The organism is Flavobacterium caeni (assembly GCF_900101895.1).
GTDB classification, from domain to species: domain Bacteria; phylum Bacteroidota; class Bacteroidia; order Flavobacteriales; family Flavobacteriaceae; genus Flavobacterium; species Flavobacterium caeni.
Genome location: NZ_FMVF01000006.1, coordinates 61,383 through 84,593 on the forward strand (window position 1 = coordinate 61,383; position 23,211 = coordinate 84,593).

Annotated in this window: 19 protein-coding genes; 8 read left to right on the plus strand and 11 right to left on the minus strand. The window is 49.2% G+C overall.

Going from position 1 to position 23,211, the window contains the following annotated elements; genetic code table 11:
• Position 1: 1 nt before the first annotated feature.
• The 6 genes from BLP55_RS07205 to BLP55_RS07230 form a co-directional block, all read right to left on the minus strand.
• Complete coding sequence (locus tag BLP55_RS07205; protein WP_091141669.1) at positions 2–784, minus strand: DUF3050 domain-containing protein; 783 nt, start codon at positions 782–784, stop codon at positions 2–4.
• A 118-nt stretch (positions 785–902) separates the two neighbouring features.
• Positions 903–2,081: an acyl-CoA dehydrogenase family protein gene (locus tag BLP55_RS07210; protein WP_091141670.1), complete on the minus strand. Its 1,179-nt coding sequence runs from the start codon at positions 2,079–2,081 to the stop codon at positions 903–905.
• A 185-nt stretch (positions 2,082–2,266) separates the two neighbouring features.
• Positions 2,267–2,977, minus strand: coding sequence for a tRNA1(Val) (adenine(37)-N6)-methyltransferase (locus BLP55_RS07215; protein ID WP_091141800.1), 711 nt, complete (start codon positions 2,975–2,977; stop codon positions 2,267–2,269).
• Between the two features lie 60 nt (positions 2,978–3,037).
• Positions 3,038–3,379 (minus strand): four helix bundle protein, encoded by a 342-nt coding sequence (locus tag BLP55_RS07220; protein ID WP_317040290.1) that lies wholly within the window; start codon positions 3,377–3,379, stop codon positions 3,038–3,040.
• 78 nt (positions 3,380–3,457) lie between these two features.
• Positions 3,458–3,982 (minus strand): ribosome maturation factor RimM, encoded by a 525-nt coding sequence (gene rimM / locus BLP55_RS07225; RefSeq protein WP_091141671.1) that lies wholly within the window; start codon positions 3,980–3,982, stop codon positions 3,458–3,460.
• A 13-nt stretch (positions 3,983–3,995) separates the two neighbouring features.
• Positions 3,996–4,658, minus strand: a complete 663-nt coding sequence (locus BLP55_RS07230) for a 30S ribosomal protein S16 (protein WP_091141672.1) — start codon at positions 4,656–4,658, stop codon at positions 3,996–3,998.
• A gap of 216 nt (positions 4,659–4,874) precedes the next feature.
• On the opposite strand from BLP55_RS07230, the gene BLP55_RS07235 reads away from it, so the two are divergent.
• From BLP55_RS07235 to dnaE, 3 genes are all read left to right on the plus strand, one after another.
• Positions 4,875–5,378 (plus strand): DUF6252 domain-containing protein, encoded by a 504-nt coding sequence (locus BLP55_RS07235; protein ID WP_091141673.1) that lies wholly within the window; start codon positions 4,875–4,877, stop codon positions 5,376–5,378.
• A 119-nt stretch (positions 5,379–5,497) separates the two neighbouring features.
• Positions 5,498–5,833: an RNA recognition motif domain-containing protein gene (locus tag BLP55_RS07240; protein ID WP_091141674.1), complete on the plus strand. Its 336-nt coding sequence runs from the start codon at positions 5,498–5,500 to the stop codon at positions 5,831–5,833.
• Positions 5,834–6,002: 169 nt separating this feature from the next.
• Positions 6,003–10,520, plus strand: coding sequence for a DNA polymerase III subunit alpha (gene dnaE, locus BLP55_RS07245; protein ID WP_091141675.1), 4,518 nt, complete (start codon positions 6,003–6,005; stop codon positions 10,518–10,520).
• Here dnaE and BLP55_RS07250 read toward each other — a convergent pair.
• Positions 10,507–11,916, minus strand: a complete 1,410-nt coding sequence (locus tag BLP55_RS07250; RefSeq protein WP_091141676.1) for an O-antigen ligase family protein — start codon at positions 11,914–11,916, stop codon at positions 10,507–10,509. The genes dnaE and BLP55_RS07250 overlap by 14 nt on opposite strands.
• 273 nt (positions 11,917–12,189) lie before the next feature.
• On the opposite strand from BLP55_RS07250, the gene trxA reads away from it, so the two are divergent.
• Positions 12,190–12,507, plus strand: coding sequence for a thioredoxin (gene trxA, locus BLP55_RS07255; protein WP_091141677.1), 318 nt, complete (start codon positions 12,190–12,192; stop codon positions 12,505–12,507).
• A gap of 42 nt (positions 12,508–12,549) precedes the next feature.
• On the opposite strand, the gene BLP55_RS07260 is transcribed toward trxA, so the two are convergent.
• Both BLP55_RS07260 and BLP55_RS07265 read right to left on the minus strand, forming a co-directional pair.
• On the minus strand, positions 12,550–14,601 hold the full coding sequence (locus BLP55_RS07260) for a tetratricopeptide repeat-containing sensor histidine kinase (RefSeq protein WP_091141678.1): 2,052 nt from the start codon (positions 14,599–14,601) through the stop codon (positions 12,550–12,552).
• A gap of 10 nt (positions 14,602–14,611) precedes the next feature.
• Positions 14,612–15,316 (minus strand): LytR/AlgR family response regulator transcription factor, encoded by a 705-nt coding sequence (locus BLP55_RS07265; RefSeq protein WP_170826815.1) that lies wholly within the window; start codon positions 15,314–15,316, stop codon positions 14,612–14,614.
• 143 nt (positions 15,317–15,459) lie between these two features.
• Between BLP55_RS07265 and BLP55_RS07270 the strand changes: the two genes are divergently transcribed.
• The 4 genes from BLP55_RS07270 (at position 15,460) to BLP55_RS07285 (ending at position 20,493) form a co-directional block, all read left to right on the plus strand.
• Positions 15,460–15,975, plus strand: a complete 516-nt coding sequence (locus tag BLP55_RS07270; RefSeq protein WP_139149622.1) for a hypothetical protein — start codon at positions 15,460–15,462, stop codon at positions 15,973–15,975.
• Complete coding sequence (locus tag BLP55_RS07275; RefSeq protein ID WP_091141681.1) at positions 15,972–16,544, plus strand: hypothetical protein; 573 nt, start codon at positions 15,972–15,974, stop codon at positions 16,542–16,544. The genes BLP55_RS07270 and BLP55_RS07275 overlap by 4 nt, the downstream gene beginning before the upstream one ends.
• A 3-nt stretch (positions 16,545–16,547) precedes the next feature.
• Positions 16,548–17,123: a DUF4082 domain-containing protein gene (locus BLP55_RS07280; protein ID WP_091141682.1), complete on the plus strand. Its 576-nt coding sequence runs from the start codon at positions 16,548–16,550 to the stop codon at positions 17,121–17,123.
• A 154-nt stretch (positions 17,124–17,277) separates the two neighbouring features.
• Positions 17,278–20,493, plus strand: a complete 3,216-nt coding sequence (locus BLP55_RS07285; RefSeq protein ID WP_170826816.1) for a tail fiber domain-containing protein — start codon at positions 17,278–17,280, stop codon at positions 20,491–20,493.
• A gap of 50 nt (positions 20,494–20,543) precedes the next feature.
• Here BLP55_RS07285 and BLP55_RS07290 read toward each other — a convergent pair whose 3' ends face one another.
• Complete coding sequence (locus tag BLP55_RS07290; protein ID WP_091141684.1) at positions 20,544–22,484, minus strand: ATP-binding protein; 1,941 nt, start codon at positions 22,482–22,484, stop codon at positions 20,544–20,546.
• On the minus strand, positions 22,481–23,185 hold the full coding sequence (locus BLP55_RS07295) for a LytR/AlgR family response regulator transcription factor (RefSeq protein WP_091141685.1): 705 nt from the start codon (positions 23,183–23,185) through the stop codon (positions 22,481–22,483). Before BLP55_RS07295 ends, BLP55_RS07290 begins: the two co-directional genes overlap by 4 nt.
• Between the last annotated feature and the right edge of the window lie 26 nt (positions 23,186–23,211).

Here is a 23,211-nt window from a genome sequence, read left to right on the forward strand (position 1 = left end):
GTTATACCATTTCGGCCTTGAGCAGGATTTGCTCCGCGATGGCGTCCCACAACCCGATGCGTTTTTCGAGTGCTTCGACCGAAACGGCTTCGGCCTCGCGCCATTTTTTCTCGTCAGATCCGCACAAGGCGTCGATCATTTGCATCGCCATCGGGCCGTGCTCGTCGGCGTCGAGTTCAATGTGACGCTCGAAATAGTAAATCAGTTTCGACAAATCGGTTTCGGGAAAATTGTCTTGAAAATTGTGCAGGATTTCGGTAAACATCGCCGGAATCAAATCTTCGCGGCCAAACGTAAACGCGGCGGCAATGCGGTGCGGCCCGCCCTCGTCGATGACGCGAAATGTAAAATCGAGAAATTCCTTGACTTTCGGATGCAAATCGCTTTGCTTGATGGCCACCACAATGTTCTTGAGCGAAAACACCGATTCGAGAAACGTTTCGATCTCGGCGGTGTTCGCGCCCGCGTCCTTCATCGCCTCGAGGTACATCTCAAAATGGCTTTGGCGCGAGCCGTCGATGGCCAGATCGCTTTCTTCGGCCAACACGATTTCGTTGATCAGGTAGCGCGTGTCGCGATCGGGTGTGGCAAACCAAGGCGTGGTCGTACACGTGAGTTTTTGCTGCAACGCCTTTAAAAGCGACATAAAATCCCATACCGCAAACACGTGGTTTTCGAGAAAGATATGCAGGTCTTCGGGGGTTTTGATCTTGCCGTAAAGCGTATGTTCGAGGAGTTGTTTTTTATGGGGTAGGATGGTTTCCTGGATCGAGGCGGTGTTCATGTTTGGCATTTTTTACTTCGTACAGTTCGGCCTGAAGGCCTTGGTTGTAAAAATAAAAAAGCTTCCCCAAAAGGAAGCTTCTTTTTTAAACTTTAACGGTAACCCGTTCTATTGTGTACTATTTGAACGCGGCGTGGCCCGTGATGTCCATGCCCGTAATGAGCAAGTGGATGTCGTGCGTGCCTTCGTAAGTGATCACCGATTCGAGGTTCATCATGTGGCGCATGATCGAATACTCGCCCGTGATGCCCATGCCGCCCAAAATTTGACGTGCCTCGCGCGCGATTTCAATTGCCATGTTCACGTTGTTTCTTTTGGCCATCGAGATTTGTGCAGACGTTGCCTTGCCTTCGTTTCTGAGAACGCCGAGTCTCCAAGTCAAGAGTTGCGCCTTGGTGATTTCGGTAATCATTTCGGCCAATTTCTTTTGTTGCAATTGTGTGGCCGCGATCGGTTTGTCGAATTGTACGCGCTCTTTCGCATAACGCAACGCCGTGTCGTAGCAATCCATGGCCGCGCCGATCGCGCCCCAGGCGATGCCGTAACGCGCAGAATCGAGGCAGCCCAGCGGCGCACCCAATCCTGATTTGTTCGGCAACAAGTTCTCTTTTGGAACCTTTACATTGTCGAAAATCAATTCGCCCGTAGCCGAGGCACGCAACGACCATTTGTTGTGTGTTTCCGGCGTCGTGAAGCCTTCCATGCCGCGCTCGACGATGAGCCCGTGGATGCGGCCTTCTTCGTTTTTCGCCCATACGACGGCAATGTCGGCAAACGGCGCGTTCGAAATCCACATTTTTGCCCCGTTGAGCAAGTAGTGGTCGCCTTTGTCCTTAAAGTTGGTCGTCATGCCGCCCGGATTCGATCCGTGATCCGGTTCCGTGAGCCCAAAACAGCCGATCCATTCGCCCGTAGCGAGTTTCGGCAAATATTTCATGCGCTGTTCTTCGTTGCCGTATTTCCAGATCGGGTACATCACGAGCGACGATTGTACCGACGACGTCGAACGCACGCCCGAATCACCTCGTTCAATTTCCTGCATGATCAATCCATAAGAAATCTGGTCCAGGCCCGCACCGCCGTATTCCACCGGAATGTACGGCCCGAATCCGCCAATTTCGCCTAGTCCTTTGATGATCTGTTTCGGGAATTCGGCCTTTTGCGCATAGTCTTCGATGATGGGCGACACTTCGCGTTTGACCCATGCACGCGCCGCGTCGCGCACCAATTTATGTTCGTCTGTCAGCAACTCGTCGAGCAGGAAATAGTCGGGAGCCTGGAATAAATCTGGTTTCATATCTTGTTGTATTAACTTCTTAAAAACGTGTCGCAAAAGTAAGTAAACAGGTTAGATTACCCAACGAAAACGTTTGAATAATTTAATCGGACGGTCGTAAAGTCATAAAGTCGTAAAGTCTTAAAGGCGGGCGTTTCGCTGTGCTGCTTTTATGACTTTATGACTTTCCTTTTTTATGACTGATATCACATCTTCAAATAAAAGTCTTTCGTGAGTTGAACATACGCGTCCGTATATTGGTGGCGCGCGGTTTCGATGACCAATTCGTCAACGGGGAAATCGTCGGTTTGGTTTCTTGAAAAAGCGAGCAAACTTCTTTTGATTTCTGTCGTCGGCGTACCTTTGACGCGCGTGATTTTCATCGGAAACAAATCGTTTTCAGCGGCCAAAGCGATGAAATGCTCCTCGGCAGAAAAAGGAATAACGACACAAAAAATCCCGTCTTCCGAAAGTAACACTGCCGCCGCCTCACACAAATCCCCAAACGGCAATGACGCCGTAAACCGCGCCGTATCGCGTTTGTCATCGCCCGAAAAATAGTCCTCTACATGGTACGGCGGATTCGAGACAATCAAATCGTATTCTTCGTCCTCCAATTCGTCCATAAAATCGTCCAGCGACGAATGAAAGCAAAACAAGCGGTCGTTCCAAGGCGAATTTTCAAAGTTTTCGACACATTCGGCATGTGCATCGGCGTCTATTTCGAGCGCTTCAATCACTTCGGCATCGGTTCTTTGGGCCAACATCAATGCAATCAAACCCGTTCCCGCGCCAATATCCAGAACAGAAAAAGGATTGTGGTCGATGGGAGCCCACGCGCCAAGCAGTACGCCGTCGGTACCGACTTTCATGGCAGATAGTTCCTGGGTTATCGCAAATTGTTTGAATTGAAACATATTGTAGAAAATTCCAAATTCCAAATTCCAAATTCCAAAACGGACCGGGTGGAATTCTCGTTATTTATTAATTATGGAGGAAAGGATTTTTTGTAGTTGTTCGCATTCCAAAATTAGTTCATTTGAAGTTTGCGATTGGCCGTTTAGGTCGTGAAGCAATCTGAGCCAAAATCTGGTTTCCTTGGCTTCTTTTCGGGCAATCCTCAAATGCATCTTGAAATCTTTGATTCCTAGGTTTTCGTTGGCTTCGATGTAGTTGGCACCAATCGATCCCGATGATCGCGTCAATTGTTTAGCGTCCTCAATATTGGAAACTGTTTTGGGTAATGTTCGGATGTATTGGCGACAGTTCTTCGCAAAAAGAAAAGTCCGTTCTTCTAAATTGTAAGGCGTAGACATCATTATGGCTTATAGGTGATAGCCAAAATTACAATTTTTCCGATTGGAATTTGGAATTTGGAATTTGGAATTTGGAATTTTTCAAAGATACATCTCCACCAATCCCTCCGGCAAATCCATCCGAATGACCTTGTTCTTGCGGTCGACTGCGACGATAAAGTGATCGATCATCGGGATCAAAAGTTCCTTGTTTCCGTTGCGCACTTCAAACAAAGGTTGCGCCGTGGAGTCGTTGACCGATTCGATCTGCCCGATGACGCCGTGCTTTTTGTCCTCAATCGCAAACCCGACAACTTCGTGAAAGTAAAATTTATTGCCCTCGAGTTTGGGCAGCATCTTGAGCGGCAGGTAAAGCGCGCTGCCTATGAGTTCATCGGCGTCGTCTTCTGTATCGACATCCTCAAACTTGACGCGCAAAAAGTCGTTTTTGTGCGGATGGGCATACTCGAAAAAAAATGGAATCAGGTTGTTGTGCAATTCAACAAACACTGATTCCATGTTTTGGTATAACTCGGGCTCGTCGGTGTCGAGATACAACAGGACTTCGCCTTTAAAGCTGAATTTTTTTGCGACTTTGCCTAAGTAGAAACAATCTTCTTTGCGCATTATCGCGGGGCAATTAAGCTTCTTTTTCTTCGTTATTTTCTTCGGCAGCAGGCGCTTCTTCAGCAGCTGGTGCTTCGGCAACTACTTCTTCGGTAGTTTGCTCCGCCAGTTCGCTTTCGCTCGTGCCTTCGGCAGCAGTTTCTACTTCGGCAACAGCCTCGTCTGCAGCTTCTACTTCTGCGGCTACTTCTTCTGTAGCGGCTTCGGCAGCAATTGCATCGGCTTCGGCTTGTGCGGCAGCAGCAACACGCTTGGCGTTTACTTCTTGCTCGGCTTTCAACGCTTTGGCTTTGGCATCGGCTTTCGCTTTAGACAAACCATCGGTCTTGGCGGTTACTTTTCCTGCTTTTTCGTCGAGCCATTTGGCCAATTTCTCGTCGGCTTGCTCTTGCGTTAAGGCTCCTTTGCGAACGCCGCCATCGAGGTGGTGCTTCAACAACGCGCCTTTGTAAGACAAGATTGCTCTGGCCGTGTCGGTTGGCTGTGCACCGTTGTGCAACCATTGAACGGCTGAATCGAGGTTCAAGTCGATCGTAGCAGGGTTGGTGTTCGGATTGTAAGTACCAATTTTTTCAAGGTATTTACCATCTCTTTTTGAGCGCGCGTCGGCAGCTACTACCCAGTAAAAAGGCTTTCCTTTTTTACCGTGTCTTTGTAATCTAATTTTTACAGACATAATCTATTGATTAAATTTTGGGGTACACGACCCCTGTTAATTAAGGGCGCAAAGATACGATTTAATTTAATAAATGCTAATTTGTTACTGATTATTTGCAGATTAATGTTTGGGTGCCGCGATTCGTGTTCTTAAAAAAACCCTATCATTTTATGAATAATTATTTAGCATATCTCATCAAAAAAACTATTTTTGTTGCTCCAAATTTAATTTAACATGAAAAAGATCCTCTCTTTCGTTATGCTGGCCATTGCCCTGGGGTCGTGTAGCGAGGATGTAAAGTTCAATAATGAAGCTGTATTTCAAGGGGTTAAGGATAATCTTTTTTGGAGAGGCCAAGATGCCAATGCCGTCAAGAGCGGCAATGTATTGACCATTTCGGCCAGTACGATCATCGAGCACATGTCGCTCAAGGTTCCGGTCCCTGCTGTCGGAATCGATCCTAAAAACAGCGATACACACGTTAAATATCCACTGGGAACCAGCCTGACCCGTACGGCCAGCTATGACTTCATCAACGATTTGGGCGATGAGTTTTTCTACGAAACCGCAATCGGCGTCGGCGATGGCGAGGTGGTGATTTCTGAATACGACGGCGTGTATGTCTCAGGAACTTTTAGGTTCAACGCGCACAACACCGATCCGGAGTCTGAAGCGCCCGAAATTGTCAATGTACAACACGGCACTTTTTACAGGATACCGGTCATCAACGAGCCATAAAAAACCAAGCCATCCGCACCGGATGGTTTTTTTATTTCGGGACGTCCAAGAATTAACATTTTAAACATGTTCACCGTCGCGAATAACCTTATCTTTACGCAAACTATAAATTTGTACTTATGAATATTTTTGTCGGAAGCCTTCCATTCAGTTTGGGGGAAGCAGACCTCAGAGCAGCCTTTGAAGTGTATGGAACCGTGGATTCCGTAAAAATCATTATCGATAAACTCTCGGGAAGAAGCAAGGGATTCGGTTTTGTAGAGATGCCGGTAGATGAAGAAGCCGAGCAGGCCATCAAAGAACTCAACGGTTCGATGATTTCGAACCGTGCGATTGTCGTCAACAAATCGGAGCCAAAACCAGAGGGCGAGCGCCGTGGCTTTAACCGCGACAACAACCGTGGCGGTGGCGGCTTTAACCGTGGCGGATACGGCGGCGGACGCGGTAACTACTAAGAAACTTTCTGAAACATAACGTTTCGACCAGCCATTCGGGATCGGAGTTCTTTCGGTTCCCGAATGGTTTTTTGTTGATAACTTATACGGTTTTCTTGCCCAAAAACGTTTATTTTTGAATGACGCCGATGGGGTTTTATCGCCCGCTTCAAAGGCTTCACAATCAGCTATGTATTTAATTTTCGATACCGAAACCACGGGCTTGCCCAAGCGGTGGGACGCCCCGATTACCGATACCTCGAACTGGCCGCGTGCGATACAAATCGCGTGGCAGCTGCACGACGACATGGGGCGTTTGGTCGAGCACCAGGATTACCTGATCCAGCCCGACGGGTTCAACATCCCGTACGACGCCGAGCGCATCCACGGGATTTCTACCGAGCTGGCCATGACCGAAGGGATTCCGCTCGAAGCGGTACTCGAGAAATTCAATGCTGCGCTAGACAAGGCCAAGTTTGTCGTGGGGCAAAACGTAGGGTTCGACGTCAACATCATGGGTTGCGAGTTTTTTAGGATGGGTGTCGAATCGAACATGGCGGCCATGCCCGTGTTGGACACTTGTACCGAAGTTACGGCCAACCTTTTACAAATCCCGGGCGGACGCGGCGGTAAATTCAAACTCCCGACGCTCACCGAGCTCCATCAATATTTGTTCGACGCTCCGTTTGCCGAAGCGCACAACGCCACAGCCGACGTCGAGGCCACCACGCGCTGTTTCCTCGAACTCATCCGCCGCGAAGTGTTCACCAAGGAAGAACTCGATGTTCCGGTCGGTTATCACGAAAATTTCAAACAGCACAATCCCGGCGAAATACAACTCATCGGGCTCAAGCACATCAACCTCAAAGCGGCTTCGGAAAAAATCCGCGAAAGCCTCACCCCAACCCAACCAACAACCGAAACGACATCGCCTGCGCTATCGGTCGATCTCGAATCGGCGGTGTTTGCGCACCTGCACAACCATACGCAGTTTTCGGTGTTGCAATCGACGATTTCGGTACCGGCGCTCGTGTCGGTGGCGGCCAAAGAGAGAATGCCGGCCGTGGCGATGACCGACGTGGGCAACATGATGGGTGCGTTCCAGTTTGTGAGCGCCGTGATGAACCACAACAAAGCGGTGGCCGCCAAAAACAAGGAGGCCGAAGAAAAAGGCGAAATTCCCGATGGTGTCGAGATGAAACCCATCGTAGGCGCGGAATTTTACATTTGCGAAGACCACAAAGACCGCACACGCAAAGACAACGGCTACCAGGTCGTGTTTTTGGCCAAGAACAAAAAAGGCTACCACAACCTCGCGAAGTTGTCGTCCATCGCCTACACCGACGGATTTTATTACGTGCCGCGCATCGACAAGGCCGTGGTCGAAAAATACAAGGAAGATCTGATTGTGCTCTCGGGCAACCTGTATGGCGAGATTCCGAGCAAGATCCTCAACATCGGTGAGAACCAGGCCGAAGACGCGTTGATTTGGTGGAAAAACCAGTTCGGTGCCGATTTCTACCTCGAGCTCATGCGCCACAACCAGGAAGACGAGAACCGCGTGAACCAAACGCTGATTGAGTTCGGCAAGAAGCATGGGGTCAAGGTTGTCGCTACCAACAACACCTATTATGTAGCCCAACCCGATGCCAACGCGCACGACATTTTGCTTTGCGTCAAGGATGGCGAAAAGCAGTCGACGCCCATCGGACGCGGACGCGGCTACCGTTACGGATTGCCCAACCAGGAATATTATTTCAAGTCGTCGGCCGACATGAAAAAATTGTTCGCCAACACGCCCGAAGCAATTTTGAGCATAGGCGAAATCATCGACAAGATCGAAATCTATTCGCTGTACCGCGACGTATTGCTTCCCAAATTTGACATTCCCGAGGAATTCCAATTTGCCGAAGACGCCCAAGACGGCGGCAAACGCGGCGAGAACAAATACCTCAAATACCTGACCTATGTAGGTGCCGAAAAACGCTACGGTCTTGACGGCTTGACCCCTGACGTACGCGAACGACTCGATTTTGAACTCGCGACGATCGAAAAAACGGGCTACCCGGGTTATTTTTTGATCGTGCAGGATTTCATCGCCGCGGCGCGCGACATGGGCGTTTCGGTAGGGCCGGGTCGTGGTTCGGCGGCAGGGTCTGCGGTGGCGTATTGTCTTGGGATCACCAACATCGACCCAATCAAATACGACCTGCTTTTCGAAAGATTCCTCAACCCCGACCGTGTATCGATGCCCGATATCGACATCGACTTTGACGACGAAGGACGCGGGTCGGTCATGGATTATGTGATCCAGAAATACGGTTCGAGCCAGGTGGCGCAAATCATCACCTATGGCAAGATGGCGACCAAATCGGCCATCCGCGATACGGCGCGTGTACTCGATTTGCCGTTGTTCGAAGCCGATCGCATCGCCAAATTGATCCCCGGGATGATGCCCGGCAAATGGAACCTCGCACGATTTTTATCTGAAAAAGAAGACGAGGTCAAGAAGGTATTGCGTTCGGAGGAATTCGACCGCGTCAAGGAACTCATCGAAATGGCGCGCGAAGAATCGCTGGCGGCCGAGACGATCCAGCAGGCCAAGGTGCTCGAGGGGTCGCTCAGGAACACGGGCATCCACGCGTGCGGCGTGATCATCACCCCCGACGACATCACCAATTTCGTTCCGGTCACCACGGCCAAGGATTCGGATTTGTATGTGACGCAGTTCGACAATGCCGTGGCCGAATCGGCGGGATTGTTGAAGATGGACTTCCTTGGGCTCAAGACGCTGACACTCATCAAAGATACCGTCAAGCTCGTCAAATACCGCACAGGCGTGACACTCGACCCCGACAATTTCCCTCTCGACGACGTGAAAACCTACGAACTTTTTCAACGCGGCGAAACGGTCGGCATCTTCCAGTATGAATCGCCCGGCATGCAAAAATACATGAAGGAATTGCGCCCGACGGTGTTTGCCGATTTGATCGCGATGAACGCGTTGTACCGTCCGGGGCCTATCGCCTACATCCCCGGTTTTATCAAACGCAAGAACGGCGAGGAGGAAATCACCTACGATTTACAGGCGTGCGAAGAATTGCTCAAGGAAACCTACGGCATTACCGTATACCAGGAGCAGGTCATGCTGTTGTCGCAAAAGCTCGCGAATTTTTCCAAGGGCGATGCCGACGTGCTGCGTAAGGCGATGGGTAAAAAGCAAAAAGATGTACTCGATAAGATGAAGCCCAAATTCATCGGGCAGGCATCGGAACAAAATGGGCACGACCCCGTAGTACTAGAGAAGATATGGAAAGACTGGGAAGCGTTTGCCGAATATGCGTTCAACAAATCGCACTCGACGTGTTACGCATGGGTGGCCTACCAGACCGCCTATTTGAAAGCCAACTACCCGGCCGAATACATGGCCGCCGTGCTCTCGAACAACATGAGCGATATCAAGCAGGTTTCGTTTTTTATGGAAGAATGTAAACGTATGGGGCTCGAGGTGTTGGGCCCGTGCGTGAACGAATCGTTCTACAAATTCACGGTCAACGAGAACTACGCGGTGCGGTTCGGGATGGGTGCGATCAAGGGCGTGGGCGGCGGTGCCGTGCAAACCATCGTCGAATCGAGAAAGGATGGCAAATACCGTTCGATTTTCGACTTGGCCAAACGCGTCGATTTGCGCGCCGCGAACAAAAAAGCGTTCGAGAACCTCGCGTTGGCGGGCGGCTTCGACACATTCGACAACACGCACCGCGCGCAGTATTTCCATGAAGAAGGCGACGGGATCACGTTTCTCGAAAAAGCCATGCGCTACGGTTCGAAATACCAGGAAAACGAAAATTCATCGCAGGTGTCGTTGTTCGGCGAAGCCAGCGAAGTCCAGATCGCCGAACCCGTCGTGCCGCCGTGTGAAGATTGGAGTACGATGGAGAAGCTGGGACGCGAGAAGGAAGTCGTCGGGATTTACATTTCGGGGCATCCGCTAGACGATTTCAGGTTCGAGATGAAATATTTTTGCAACGCCAAGCTCGAGGCGCTCAAAAGTTTGGAGCAACACGTGGGCAAGACGTTGACGTTGGGCGGCATCGTGACCAACATCCAACACCGTACGACCAAAACCAACAAAGGCTGGGCGTCTTTTGTGCTCGAAGGGTATGACGAAAGTTACGAGTTCCGGATTTTTGACGAAGAATACCTCAAGTTCCGTCATTTCCTGACACCGAACGGCTTTGTATTTATCAAGGTCAATGTCAAGGAGGGTTGGGTCAACCGCGAGACGGGCAAGAAATCGGAGCCGCGTTTGCAGTTTCTCGAAGTCAAACAGTTGCAGGATGTGCTTGCGGCCATGGCCAAAAAGCTCGTGATCCATTTCAACATCAAGGATTTGCACACCGATACAATCACGCGTTTGTCCGAATTGTTTCAACTCAACAAAGGCGATCACCAGGTATTGTTCGAGATACTTGAGCTCGAAAAGATAAAACGCATGGTCGAAGTCGCCGCATCGGTCGAACCCGAAGACGACCAAGGCGCTGTCGAAGGCGAATCGGATGCAGAACCGATTACCGTTGAAACCGAAGTAGAGGAAACCAAGGTCGTCACGCGACTGTCGATGCCGAGCCGGAAACTCAAGATCAGGATCTCGAACGAGTTGCTCGTCGAGCTCGAAAAACTACAGCTTAATTTTAAATTGAACTAGATTCAGTTACGGGAACTAATTTTTTACGGAACGAATCCCGTACTATGATTCGGTCGAAAATGTTGTTCGGGGCGAGGTCGATTTGCAGCAACATCAAGGCATAAAAAAATGCCGAAGCCAGCATCCGCGTGCTGATGTGGTTGACCGACAAAAACCAAAAGACAAAGAATACGCCCAGCAATACGTGTCGTCGCCGTTTCAGAAAAAGCCAAATGGGGACACCAATCAAAATGACGACGCAACCCAGACCCATCAATCCGTGTTCGCCGAGCAAGCGTGTGATTTCGTTGTGCGTGTGGTAGTTTCGGCCAGACTTGCTTTTGCGCGCGTCTTCGGCTTTGGTCACGCCAACGCCCGCAAAACTATTGTCGAAAAACAAGTTCATCTCCTTTGTTGCCAGGACCAACCGGTCGCCTTCTTTGATACGTTTGGTGCGTCCGAGATGGTCTTGGTTGGTGTAGCGTTTTATGATAAGCCCATCGGTTTGTATCGCGACCACGGTGACCACCGTCATAAAGCTGCCTGCAAAAGCCAACAGGCCCATTTTGGCCCGCCATTTTCCGTAGCTTCCTGACCGCAAGTAGACAAACAAAATCATCGCGAGTGTCGTACAAACACCCACGATCATTCCGCCACGCGAAAACGTAAGCAATCCAACATAGGCCATGAAAGAAGCCCCGACCAGATTGAAAGCAAGCAACCGATACGATTCCGAGAAAAGGATGGCGCGCGCAAAAAAGAGAAACATTCCCAAACCCAGCGTCGTGGCTACCTGATTCGGGCCAAACATGGCCGAAAAATATTTGTTTGAGTCGACTATCTGGATCGAATCGATGGCTGGACTATGCAAAAACACAAGCACAGCGATGCTCAAGGCAGGTAGCGAAACCAACAGCAGGATTCGCGACAGCATACCGAAGCTGATTTTTTTGTCAAATGCGTAAATGGCCAACAGGCCAAGACAAATAGGGCCGTTAAGGTTGATCCTTAACAAAACCAACGTCGATTTTGAGATACCCGTCAATCCTTCGGAAATCAAAATGCTTGGGACGAGCAACAACAGGTAAGCCACGTACAGCCATGACTTTTTAGAAAAACCCGAAAAAAACAACCCGAACAGCACGTATACAGCAACCGAGTATTTGGCAAGCTCATACGAAGATCCGCCCATGATGCGTATCAGTACTTCGGCGCCGGTAAGGTACGCGGCCGCAAAAAGGACTTCATGGTTTTGGTCTTTGTTTTTCACGATCAGTAGCAATCCGAAAGCCGCTGCCAAAGGACCATAGTACACACCGATTTCGGGAAGCCAAAACAAAAGAGCACCCAAGGCAACGTGGAGCAAAACCAAAAGTGGATAGCCGTATTTCGGCAAATATTTGAAGGTGCTTTTCAAAGAGAAATGGGATCGATGGTTCGGCAATATTAGAGAATTTCGGCACGACTTCCAACTTTTGAAACAGTACAATCTTCAGCTAATAAAAGAGCGGCCGTCTGGTCAAACGGATGAAGCAGTTTTACGGATTTCTAAAAATGGCAAGTTTGTGTAACCTTGTTATTCGGATAGGTTTTTGTTTATGATCGAATAGCCAAAACTGATTTTCAATTAACAAGAATTTTAAATTTAAATGCCTAATTTTGTCGTTCAAAACTTAAAGCAATAGCAATTATGGCACAAGCAATAACAGATGCTACTTTCGAAGAAGTGGTATTGAAATCAGATAAACCGGTTATGGTAGACTTTTGGGCAGCCTGGTGCGGACCGTGCCGTATGGTTGGCCCGATCATCGACCAACTTTCGGAAGAATACGCAGGCAAGGCCGTCATCGGTAAAGTAGACGTAGACGCTAACCAGGAATTCGCGGCCAAATACGGCGTGCGCAACATCCCGACGGTATTGGTGTTCAAGGACGGCGAAGTCGTCGGACGTCAGGTAGGCGTAGCGCCCAAACAAACCTATGCCGATTCGCTCAACGCGTTGTTGTAACCGAATTAAAAAGAAAAAAGAGGCCCGCTTGTCGGGCTTTTTTTATGCCCTTTTTGTTCGATGGTTGGTCGTCTTCGAATCAAATAGATTCGGGAAAGTCACCGTGACCACCGAACCCTTCGGGGCATGGTCGGCCATGATAAACGAGGCGCCGATCAGTTCGCCCATTTCCTTGATCAGCGTAAGCCCTAACCCCGACTGGCCGCTGTCTACCAGGTTTGTGTCGGATTCGAAAGTGGCCTTGATGTTTTTGGGAATCCCATCGCCTTGATCAACAATCCGGATCAGGGTTTTGCCGTCAGATTTTAGGGAACCAATGGTAATCGTACTGTTTTCGGGCGAATATTTCACGGCGTTCTGCAGCAAGTTCCGAATGATGATGATTACAATATTGCGGTCGGAGTAAAGGGTTTCCGATGCGTCGATATCGAGTACCACGGTTATTTTTTTACTGTCTATTTGCGACTGCATAAGCCCGATGATGGTTTGAACCAGCGGCAAAATTTCGAAATTTTCGGGCGTCACCGTGAATTGTTGCATTTGCGATTTCGACCAAATCAGCAAATCTTCCATCGTTTCGAGTACGGTGCTCGCGGCATCGGTGATGCGTTGGTTGTGACGCGTCTTGTCGGCTTCGCTAAAGAGTTCGGGTTCCGATTTTTGCAAATCGAGAAATTGGTAAATCTGGCTGATCGGGCTGCGCAAATCGTGCCCAATGATGCTGAATAGTTTGGTTTTGGTGGTGTTGGCTGTTTCGAGTTTTTCGTTGAGCCGGGTCATTTCACGGTTTTTTTGCGCCAGTTTTTCGGCACTTTTCTTTTTGTTGCGGTAAAACCCTATGAGCAATCCCACGACAATTGCCAGCAATCCCAAGCCGATGAGGAAAAAAATCCGTTGCTTGCGCGCGTTCTCTATTTCAAGCCGGTTGATTTTGTCTTTGGCCGAAAGCGCCTTGATTTCCTGTTCTTTCTTCTCGGTTTCGTACTTGCGCAACAGATCTTCGCTGTTCTTGGCTGTTTCGATTTTGAACACCGAATCGCTGTAAACCCCTGCGGCTACTTTGTAACGGTAAGCGTCCTTGAAATTTCCGGTAGCCTCGCCCAATCCGGCCAACGCTTCGTTGATGGTCAACAACACTTGCGGGTCTTGGATTTCCTTCGAAATGGCCAACGCCTTGAGGTATTCTTGTTTGGCGGCGTCGTATTTTTTTTGGATCGCATAAAGGTCACCCAAATTTTGATACACCGTTTTTAACGGAACGGTCACTTCGAGTTCCTTGAGGAGTCGTTCGGCCTGGCGATAGTATTGTTCAGATTTGGCGTATTGTTGTTGCTTTTTGCAAACACGCCCCAGGTTGGTCAAGAAGTCGGTTTGCAAGAGCTTGTAATCTTCTTTTTGGGCATAGGCTAATCCCTTGAGATAGTGCTTTGCGGCCATATCAAGCCTTCCCTGATCGTCATACAGGTTTCCGATGTTGTTCTCGTTGATGGCCATCCCCGTAAAATCGTTCTCGTCTTTTTCGATCGCCATCGACTTGTTGTAGTAACGCAACGCCTCATCGTATTTCTCGTAGAGCTTGAGGTTGTTGCCGAGGTGTTCGTAGGGCCACGATTTGAGCGGCTTGATCTGGTGTTTTTCCTGGTAATTGATGAGTTCCATCGCCTTTTTCGTGGCGTTTTCACGATCGCCCAAATCGGCGTAGATGATGCCGATGTTGTTCAACGAATTCTGGTAGATTTTTTTCGGAAGCCGGTATTTTGTAATCAAGTCATGGGCTTTGAGAAAATAGTCCATCGCCTTTTTCTGGTTTTGCTTCGAATACTCGATGATGCCCAGCATGTTTATCGTCTTGTAGTACCCCGAGCCATAGTGCAACTTTCGCGACAAGGCGTCGACTTTTTTGACATAGCGGTGCGCCTCTTCATAGTTGCCATCCTTGACCATCAAAAACGCCCATTCGTTGAGCGCTTGCACATACAGCGTGTCCTGCGGATGTGTTTTGAGATACACCAACAGCGAATCCTTGGTTTTTGGGACCTGCGCCGCGGCTGTCATCGAAAGTAAGCATAAAAACAGGAGGAATCGGCGGCCCATAAAACCAGATTTATTGTAGTGTTTTGAGGTTGTCTTTGTAGCTACGGCCTACCGGAATCACCACATCGTTGTTGAGCATGACTTCGTTGGTCAGTATTTTCTTGATGAATTGTTTTTGTACGGCATAACTGCGGTGCACGCGAATGAACGAGTTGAAATTGTCTTCCTTGAGCAACATGCCAATGCTCGACAGTACGCAGTGGCGTTTTTGTGGCGTCACGATTTTGGTGTAGTCCTTGAGCGCCTCGAGGTACAAAATATCGTGCAACTTGACCTTGGTTTGCTCGTGGCCCTCTTTGATGTAAATCGTATCGCCGCCTATGCTGGCCTCGAACAACTGCGCCTTGTGTTTGAGCTCGAGGTAATCCTGGATACGCGCCACGGTTTGCGCAAACCGATCGAGTTTGAGCGGCTTGACCACAAAATCGAGCGTATCGAGTTCGAAACTCTCGACAGCGTGTTCCGGATGCGCGGTAATGAATATACATACCGGAACATGGGCGGCATGTTTGCGAAAGTCGATCCCGCTGAGCCCCGGCATGTCGATGTCGAGGAACAAGATTTGGACGTCTTGGGTTTCAATAGCGGGCAAGGCCGATGCCGCGTTGTCGAAAACACCGACGATGTTGAGTTCGGGAAATTTTTTGACAAATGCCACGACCGTAATCCGGTCGATTTCGTCGTCGTCGATGATGATGCAGTTGTACGTGGCCATAATTGGGTTCAGGGCTTTATCAAATGTATAAAAAATGTGGTCACTTTGTCATCCGTCTATTTAAAATGTTGTTGGTCTATTGGTGTTTTTTTAAGATTTGGGGTTGCTGCAAATTTGCCTCAAGAAACTTTAAAAATTAAAACATGATGAGGATTTTTTTATTCGCGGCAATAGGATTGCTTACCGCCTGCGACAAAGACGATCAAAACGCAATGCCCTACTATGTTGCGCCCGCCGGAACAGCCGATGTCACACTTACCATGACGGGCGGAAGCACCTATGAACTGGACGGTCCGTGCGGCTGGGCCTATGCGGGCGGCGTGGGCTATGTGGGCGCCAACCAAACCGACAATTCACTCAAGACGTTTTCAATCGACACCAACTTGACCGAATTGCCATCGGTGACCACCACCTTTACGCTAACCGACGACGCGCTCGACGAAGACCCGACCAAGGCGCGCATCCACCTGACCGAATTTGTAGGCAGCTCCTTTGTTTCGTGGGATTCGACCACGGCATCGGGGCAAGTGACCTTCGCGGTTAACGGCAACGAAGTGACCGTAGACTTGAGCGGCATCACGTTGGAGGCCGAATCGTCCAACGACGTGCCGTACGACAACAACGGTACCTTAAGCGGCACGCTCAAATTCTACAAATGATGGGCAAATTTGCGTTAACCTTTGCGCTGTTCTTCATTGTGGCGGCGTGCAAATCAGAAACCACCGATACCGTTGCCGCGACATCCGAAACGGCGATGGCGCCTACCGAAATGGCCAAGGAAGGCCACGGAAAAGTAACCCTGCGGTGCGGTTCGCAAACGCTTGTGGTTGACGGTAAATCGGGCGGCGGGACCACTTCGGGCGACTTGATCGTGGCCGTGCAAGACAAATTGGTTCCGGCCAAAGTCTTTACGATTTCGTTCAACGGCAAAGACTATCCGCAGGACGGCAAAGTCTACAAAATCAAAAAAAGCGATTTTATGGGCGAAGGCAAAAAACCTGCCGATGAAGTGTATGTTGGATTCTCCGAAATCACGCAAAAAAGCCAAGTCGATTGGAGTTCAGATGACCAATCAGGCACCATCCAATTTGACGTCACGGGAGACAAAATCCAATGCCGCTTCAGCAATATTCGGTTACAGCCGAGCGCCATGTACAACAAGGGCGAATCCAATGCCGTAGGTACGGTATCGGGCGAAATGACTTTTTACAAAAACCAAAACAATTAAACCATGAAAAATATTCCAACACTTGCCGCATTACTTTTCGCGGCCATGACAATCGGTTGCAGCAGCGACGACGATAACACCACCTACGTTCCGCAAGTTTTCGAAGAAGAAAACACCCACGATTTGCTCTATTCTGGTGACATTTTCAATGCGCCCATTAGTTCCGCAGGCGAAAATGTGATCGAAACCGGTTTCGAATTCAAGCCCAAACACAATGGTACGATCAGCAAACTGACCGTCAAACTCGCGGCGCCCGATCCTACAACCACCGTGACGCTATGGGACCACGAAACGAGGGAAATATTGCGCACGCAAACCGTCAATGTTTCGGCCGCGAGCACGCTGATGGAAATCGATATCACGCCCTTGGCCGTCGAAAAAGACCATCTGTACACGGTTTCGGTCGAGACCAACGCATTGTTTTCCCGCACGTTAAAAACCGGCACCATACCGCCAATCGAAGTGGGCAGCATCACCGTAACGCGTATGGTCAATACCGATGATGAATTTTCCTATCCCGTTGATTCTTACGGCGTACTCTTTGGCGACGTGGGGTTCAAATTCAAACGAAGCGAGTAAACTAAAGATAGGTTTAGTTTCTTTGGGTCTGGCGCAAGCCAGGCCTTTTTTGCATTCGTCTATTTAAAACGACGCTCGTCTATTGGCGGTTTTTTTAGTCACGCAGCCAACGCAACTTTGTCGAAAGAAACTGCAGATGCTAAACCAACACCACATGAAAAATCTTACCTTGATTGTTTTGCTTTTTTTAGCGACGATCACCAACGCACAAGTCGGGATCGGTACGACGATGCCCAACTCAAGCCTCGACATCCCGGCCTCGAATCCGGCCGCGCCTTCATCTACCGATGGCATCCTTGTTCCGCGCATAAGTGCGTTCCCGGCAACCACACCATCGGCGGCACAAAACGGCATGATGGTTTTCCTGACCACTACGGTCGGCGCAAACCAACCCGGATTTTACTACTGGGACAATCCATCGACTTCCTGGAAAGGCGTTTCGGGCGAAAAAGGATGGGCGCTCGCCGGGAATTCAGGTACGAACCCGGCGGTGAATTTTATCGGAACCACTGATGACAACGATTTGGTCTTTAAACGCAATAGTGTTCCCGCCGGACGTATCGGAATCGGCAGCATCGCTTTTGGAACCAATGCACTGGCGTTGAACACCACCGCCGACAAAAATATCGCGATAGGAGCCGATGCTTTGGCAGCACAAAGTTTCTCTAACGGAGGAGCACCTTACACAACCGATAATGTCGCGATCGGGAACCGCGCTTTGCGCAACAACAATCCAACGACAACCTCTAACGGGGCACAAAATGTTGCGGTCGGGACTTCTTCGCTTTTTTCAAATACAACAGGGAGCCGAAACGTTGCTATAGGCGCCGAATCTATGTATGACAACACAACTGGGTCAGGCAATATGGGCATTGGACTTGCTGCTTTGCGAAACAATGAAACAGGCGATGCGAACGTAGCTTTGGGCGTTGGGGCCTTGATGAACAACACCACGGGTTCAGACAATATCGGCATCGGGAAAAGCGCGCTTATCAGCAATACCATTGGCGAAATGAACAGTGCTTTCAGTTCACAGGCCTTGAGCAACAATACTACGGGAAGTTATAACCTCGCGCAAGGCTTTAGCGCACTGATGTCGAACACATCCGGAAATTCCAATACAGCCATAGGCGCTCAGGCGCTACAAGATAATCCGGACGGATCAAATAATGTAGCTGTTGGCGTTGTTTCGATGGCGATTCTTACCAACGGATCGTCCAATACGGCAATCGGAGCCAACGCGATGAGGTTTCAAACCGCGGGCAGCAGCAACATTGCGATCGGGAACTTTGCAGGGGTGCCTTCGCTCACCGGAAGCAACCAGCTTTCTATCGGGAACATGATTTACGGAACCGGGATGAATTCGGGACTTACATCACACATCGGTATCAACGAACCCGCGCCAAACGCAAAGCTCCAAATCAATGCATCCAGCGCCTCGAACCCAAATAATTCCGACGGCATCATCATTCCACGCATCGGCGTATTTCCAGTGGTCAATCCGGCAGCGGCACAAAACGGGATGATGGTCTTTCTCACGACCGCTTCAGGAACCAACCAACCCGGATTTTATTATTGGGACAATCCGTCGACGTCATGGAAAGGCGTCGGATCGACTACTTCGAACGCCTGGAACTTAACGGGCAACAGCGGGTACAACGCAGCCACTTCGTTCATCGGATCCATCGACAGCAAAGAAGTTTTCTTTAGACATACCAATCAACCATCGGGCGTTATCGGGGCAGCGAGTACGGCTTTCGGATACCGTTCGGGCGGCACCTATAACATTGTTGCAAGAAATACTTCGATAGGTTCCTTGGCGGCCGAGAGCAACACCGTTGGGCTGGACAATACGACCATCGGGTCTGAAGCCTTAAACCGCAACACGGCTGGCGGTAAAAATGTAGCCATCGGCAATCGCGCACTGTATACGCAAGCTTTTTCAAACGGCGGAGTAGCATTTGACACTGACAACGTAGCGATCGGATATGAAGCGCTTTTTACCACTAACCAGACAATGCTTGACGAGGGCAATCGAAATGTAGCGATAGGAAATTATGCGTCGCGCAGCAACACTACCGGTAACGACAATACCAGCATTGGCTATCGCGCGCTTTATGCCAATACAAATGGTTTTCACAGCGTAGCCATCGGAACACAGGCGCTCGAAAATGCCACCGGCTTTGGCAATAATTTGGCCATTGGCTGGAGGACAATGCAAAACAATACAGGTGGAGATAATATGGCCTTCGGCGCTGCTGCGTTGCAAAGTACCGGCAGTGGTTTTGGTTTTCGAAATACCGCAATAGGAATGCAGGCGATGTCAATCAATGATACTGGTAGTAACAATATATCTATTGGTTATGCTTCTTTGTTAGGTAACCTTACTGGAAATGGTAATACTGTTATGGGTGATATGGCTATGTCCCAATCTCAGGCGGGAAGTTATGGCACGGCTATCGGTTATCAGGCAATGTTATATGCAAACAACACAACCACGCCCTTTGTAAACACAAATACGGCAATCGGAACCGAAGCGATCAAGGGCTCTGCGACACCCGCCAACAATACGGGTCTCGCCAATACGGCTACGGGTTATCAGGCACTAACGGGAAACACATCCGGAAGCTATAATACGGTCAACGGATACCAAGCGATGCTTCTAAATTCATCGGGTTACAACAATACCGCGATCGGATCGACGGCCATGAATAGCAACGGTTTAGGGTACGGGAATGTTGCCGTAGGAAACAGGGCTTTGGTGAACAACACCGCAGGAAACTACAACACCTGTATTGGCAACAACGTATACCCTACATCGTCGACGGCGCTTACCAATTATACCGGTTTGGGGTACAATGTTGGCGGCGCAACCTCGGCGAGCAATATGGTCGAATTGGGCAACGCCAGCGTTACGGCAATCAGGGCTCAGGTTACGGGAATTACCGCCTACAGCGACCGTCGCATCAAAAACAACATCCAGGAAAATGTCCCGGGATTGTCGTTCATCGGCAAACTTAGGCCGGTTACTTACAACCTTGACCTGCACAAGCAAAATGAGATGTTGTACCGCGGGGATAAGGATAAAGAAGATTTTGATTGGGAAGGCAAATACGACATCGAAAAAATCAAACAAACGGGTTTCATCGCACAGGAAGTTGCCCAGGCAGCGCAAGAGATCAACTACGATTTCAATGGTGTCGATGTGCCCAAAAATGCCGAAAATTTATACAGCGTAAACTACACCTCGTTTGTAGTGCCGCTGGTCAAAGCCGTCCAGGAGCAACAACAAATTATTGAAGGTCAAAATGAGAAAATATCAGATTTAGAAGCGCGACTCAAAGCACTTGAAGAAAAGATGGCGAAATAAAAAATAGTTTTTTTTGGGTCGAAAGGGCCTGGTGTTTACGCCGGGCTTTTTCAGTTAAAAGTCAAGGTAAAAGTTGTTCCTTCGCCAGAATTTGATTCGACCGAAACCGTTGTTCCAATGGCCTTGGCCAAATCCCGAATCAGGTGAAAGCCAAGTCCGGTCCCAATGCCCACCACTTCGTTCTCGTCGTACAACGCTTTGTATTGTTCGGCCTGGATTCCTTTTCCGTTGTCACAAACCGTAATGACGGGCCTTTTGTGGTTTGAAAAAGATTTTACCCAAATCGTCGCGTTGGGTTGCCCCTCCATGGCCTTGATCGCGTTGCCGATGAGGTTCCGCAAAATGGTTTTCAAATAGTCGCCATCGGTAGTAATCGTAATGTTTTCGGGGTTTTCGAAATGCAACGAAACGGCCGATTCCGATTCGAAATGGTGCTGCAGATCCAAAAAAACCGACCCTACCGCAACCGCTTTTGCAGACGGTTCAAAATGTTCCATCTGGCCCTTGCTCCAAAGTAACAAATCTTCCATCGACGCCAAAAGATTTTCGGCCGATTGCAAAGTCTGGCCTTCGATTCTTTCTTTCGAATCGGCGTCCAACAGTTCCGGACTTTCCTTTTGCAGTTGCAAATAGTGGATCAAATTGTACACCGGACGTCTCAAATCGTGGTTCAGGATGCTAAAAAACCGCGTCTTTACTTTGTTGGCCTGATCGAGTTCGTTGTTAAGCGACAGCAAGCGCTGGTTGTGGTTTTTCCGGTTTTGATTCTGCCGGAACAAAAGCACCCCGATACACGCCAAAAGCGCCAATCCACCAAACAAATACCAACGTTGCTTTTGGTGGTTTTCCAATCGAATTTGGTCCAACCTGATTTTCTCGTCGCGCAACAGGATTTTTTTCTCGCTTTCGAGCGCCGCGATCTTGTTTTTGTTCTGTTGCGAAAAGATGGAATCATTCAATCGCAACGTAATGTTGAGGTTGTCATACGCCGATTTGTAATCGGCGTTCATGTAGTGCAGCGCTGCCAAGTTATGGGTTTGGTAAATAACGGCATTCCAGTTTTTCTTTTTCCTTGCCAAGGCCAATGCCCGTTTGTAGTAACGTTCGGACGCACCAACAAGCGCGGCTTTTCCCTGCGGAAGATCGGGCTGCCCCTTTGTGACCATCGCACTATCGCGTGCCATCACCATAAAATTGTAACCGATGTTACCCAGATTTACGATCGACATGGTGTTTTCGGGCGCAACTTTGTCCCAAATTTCCTGCGCTTCAAGCGCCATTCGCGCATATTCTAAAAGATTATTTTCATGGCATATCGCCCAATTGGTCAAAACCCAGGCACGGCCATGTTCGTTGCCTGCTTTTTCAAACGTATCATGTGCTTCTTTCAAGTACTGGTTGGCGATTTTTAAATCGCCTTTCAAACGGTAGATTTCTCCTTTTGCCGCAAGCGAATAGGCCTGCTGCATCGGATCGGGTTTTTGCTTTTGGTAGCTGAGCGATTTGTTGATGAAATCCAGCGCCTTATTGTAGTCGCGCTGATCGCAATAAGACATCGCCAGCCCGCGGTTGCTTTTTTGCAAAAGTGTAAACTGCTTGCTTTTTTCGGCGTAGGTAATCGTCTTCAGGAAAAAATCGATGGAATGCACATAATCCGATCGACGTTCGGCAATGAGCGCCTTGCTGAAATAGTTGCGCGCCAGTTCTTGCGCTTCGCCCGATTTTGAATGAACCGAAAACGACCAATCGTTCTTTTTTTCGGCACCTTCCAAATCGGCCATATAAATCATGACCAACGCCATGGTCGATTCGATTTTTGCCTTGGTCTTTTCATCGGCATTTTTATGCTCGACCGCAATCGCCGAAATCTCTTTAAACGCCGCTTCAGGATCCGACGATGTCAAGCGTTCAATGCCCTGACGTCTTGCTTCAAGGTCAGTCTGTGCGAAAATTGCCGTCGAAAAAAGCAAAAGAAAAGTAAGGATTTTCATAACAGTGTTTTGGCGTTGTCTTTGTAACTTCGGCCAACCGGAACTTTGTAAGCGCCGTTTAGTTCTACTTCGGTCGCTGTTACGCGCGTTACAAACTGCGGCTTGATGGCAAAGCTTTTATGGATGCGGATGAAATTCTCAAAAAGCGGTTGTTTCAAAAGCGCACCAAGGTTCGACCATACACAGTATTTTTTTCGTGCGGTCACCAAAAGCGTATAATCTTTCAAGGCCTCAAGACAAATGATGTCCGACAGGTTCACGCGAACCTGGTCATGGCCTTCTTTGATTGTAATCGAATCCTGCCCGAAATTCAAGTCAAAAAGGGCGGCCTTTTCATGTACCGAAAGGTATTCGTTCACGCGTTCCATCGCTTTCTGAAATCGTTCGAACCGAAGCGGTTTTACGATAAAATCCAACGTGTCGAGTTCGTAGGTTTCGACTGCGTGTTCGGCATGGCCGGTGATAAAAACGCAGGCCGGGACCAATGCCGCCTTTCGACGGAGTTCCAGGCCGTTGTCGCCGGGCATATCGACATCGAGGAACAATACGTCTACCGTATTCCTTTCTAGCACAGACAACGCTTCGGCTGCGCTCCTGCACGCCGAGACGATCTCCAACTCGGGAAATCGTTTGGCGAAGGACACCACCATCAGGCGGTCTACATCTTCATCATCTACGATAAGACATTTCCAGGTTTTCATAACGGACTTTGCCTTCCAAAATTAAC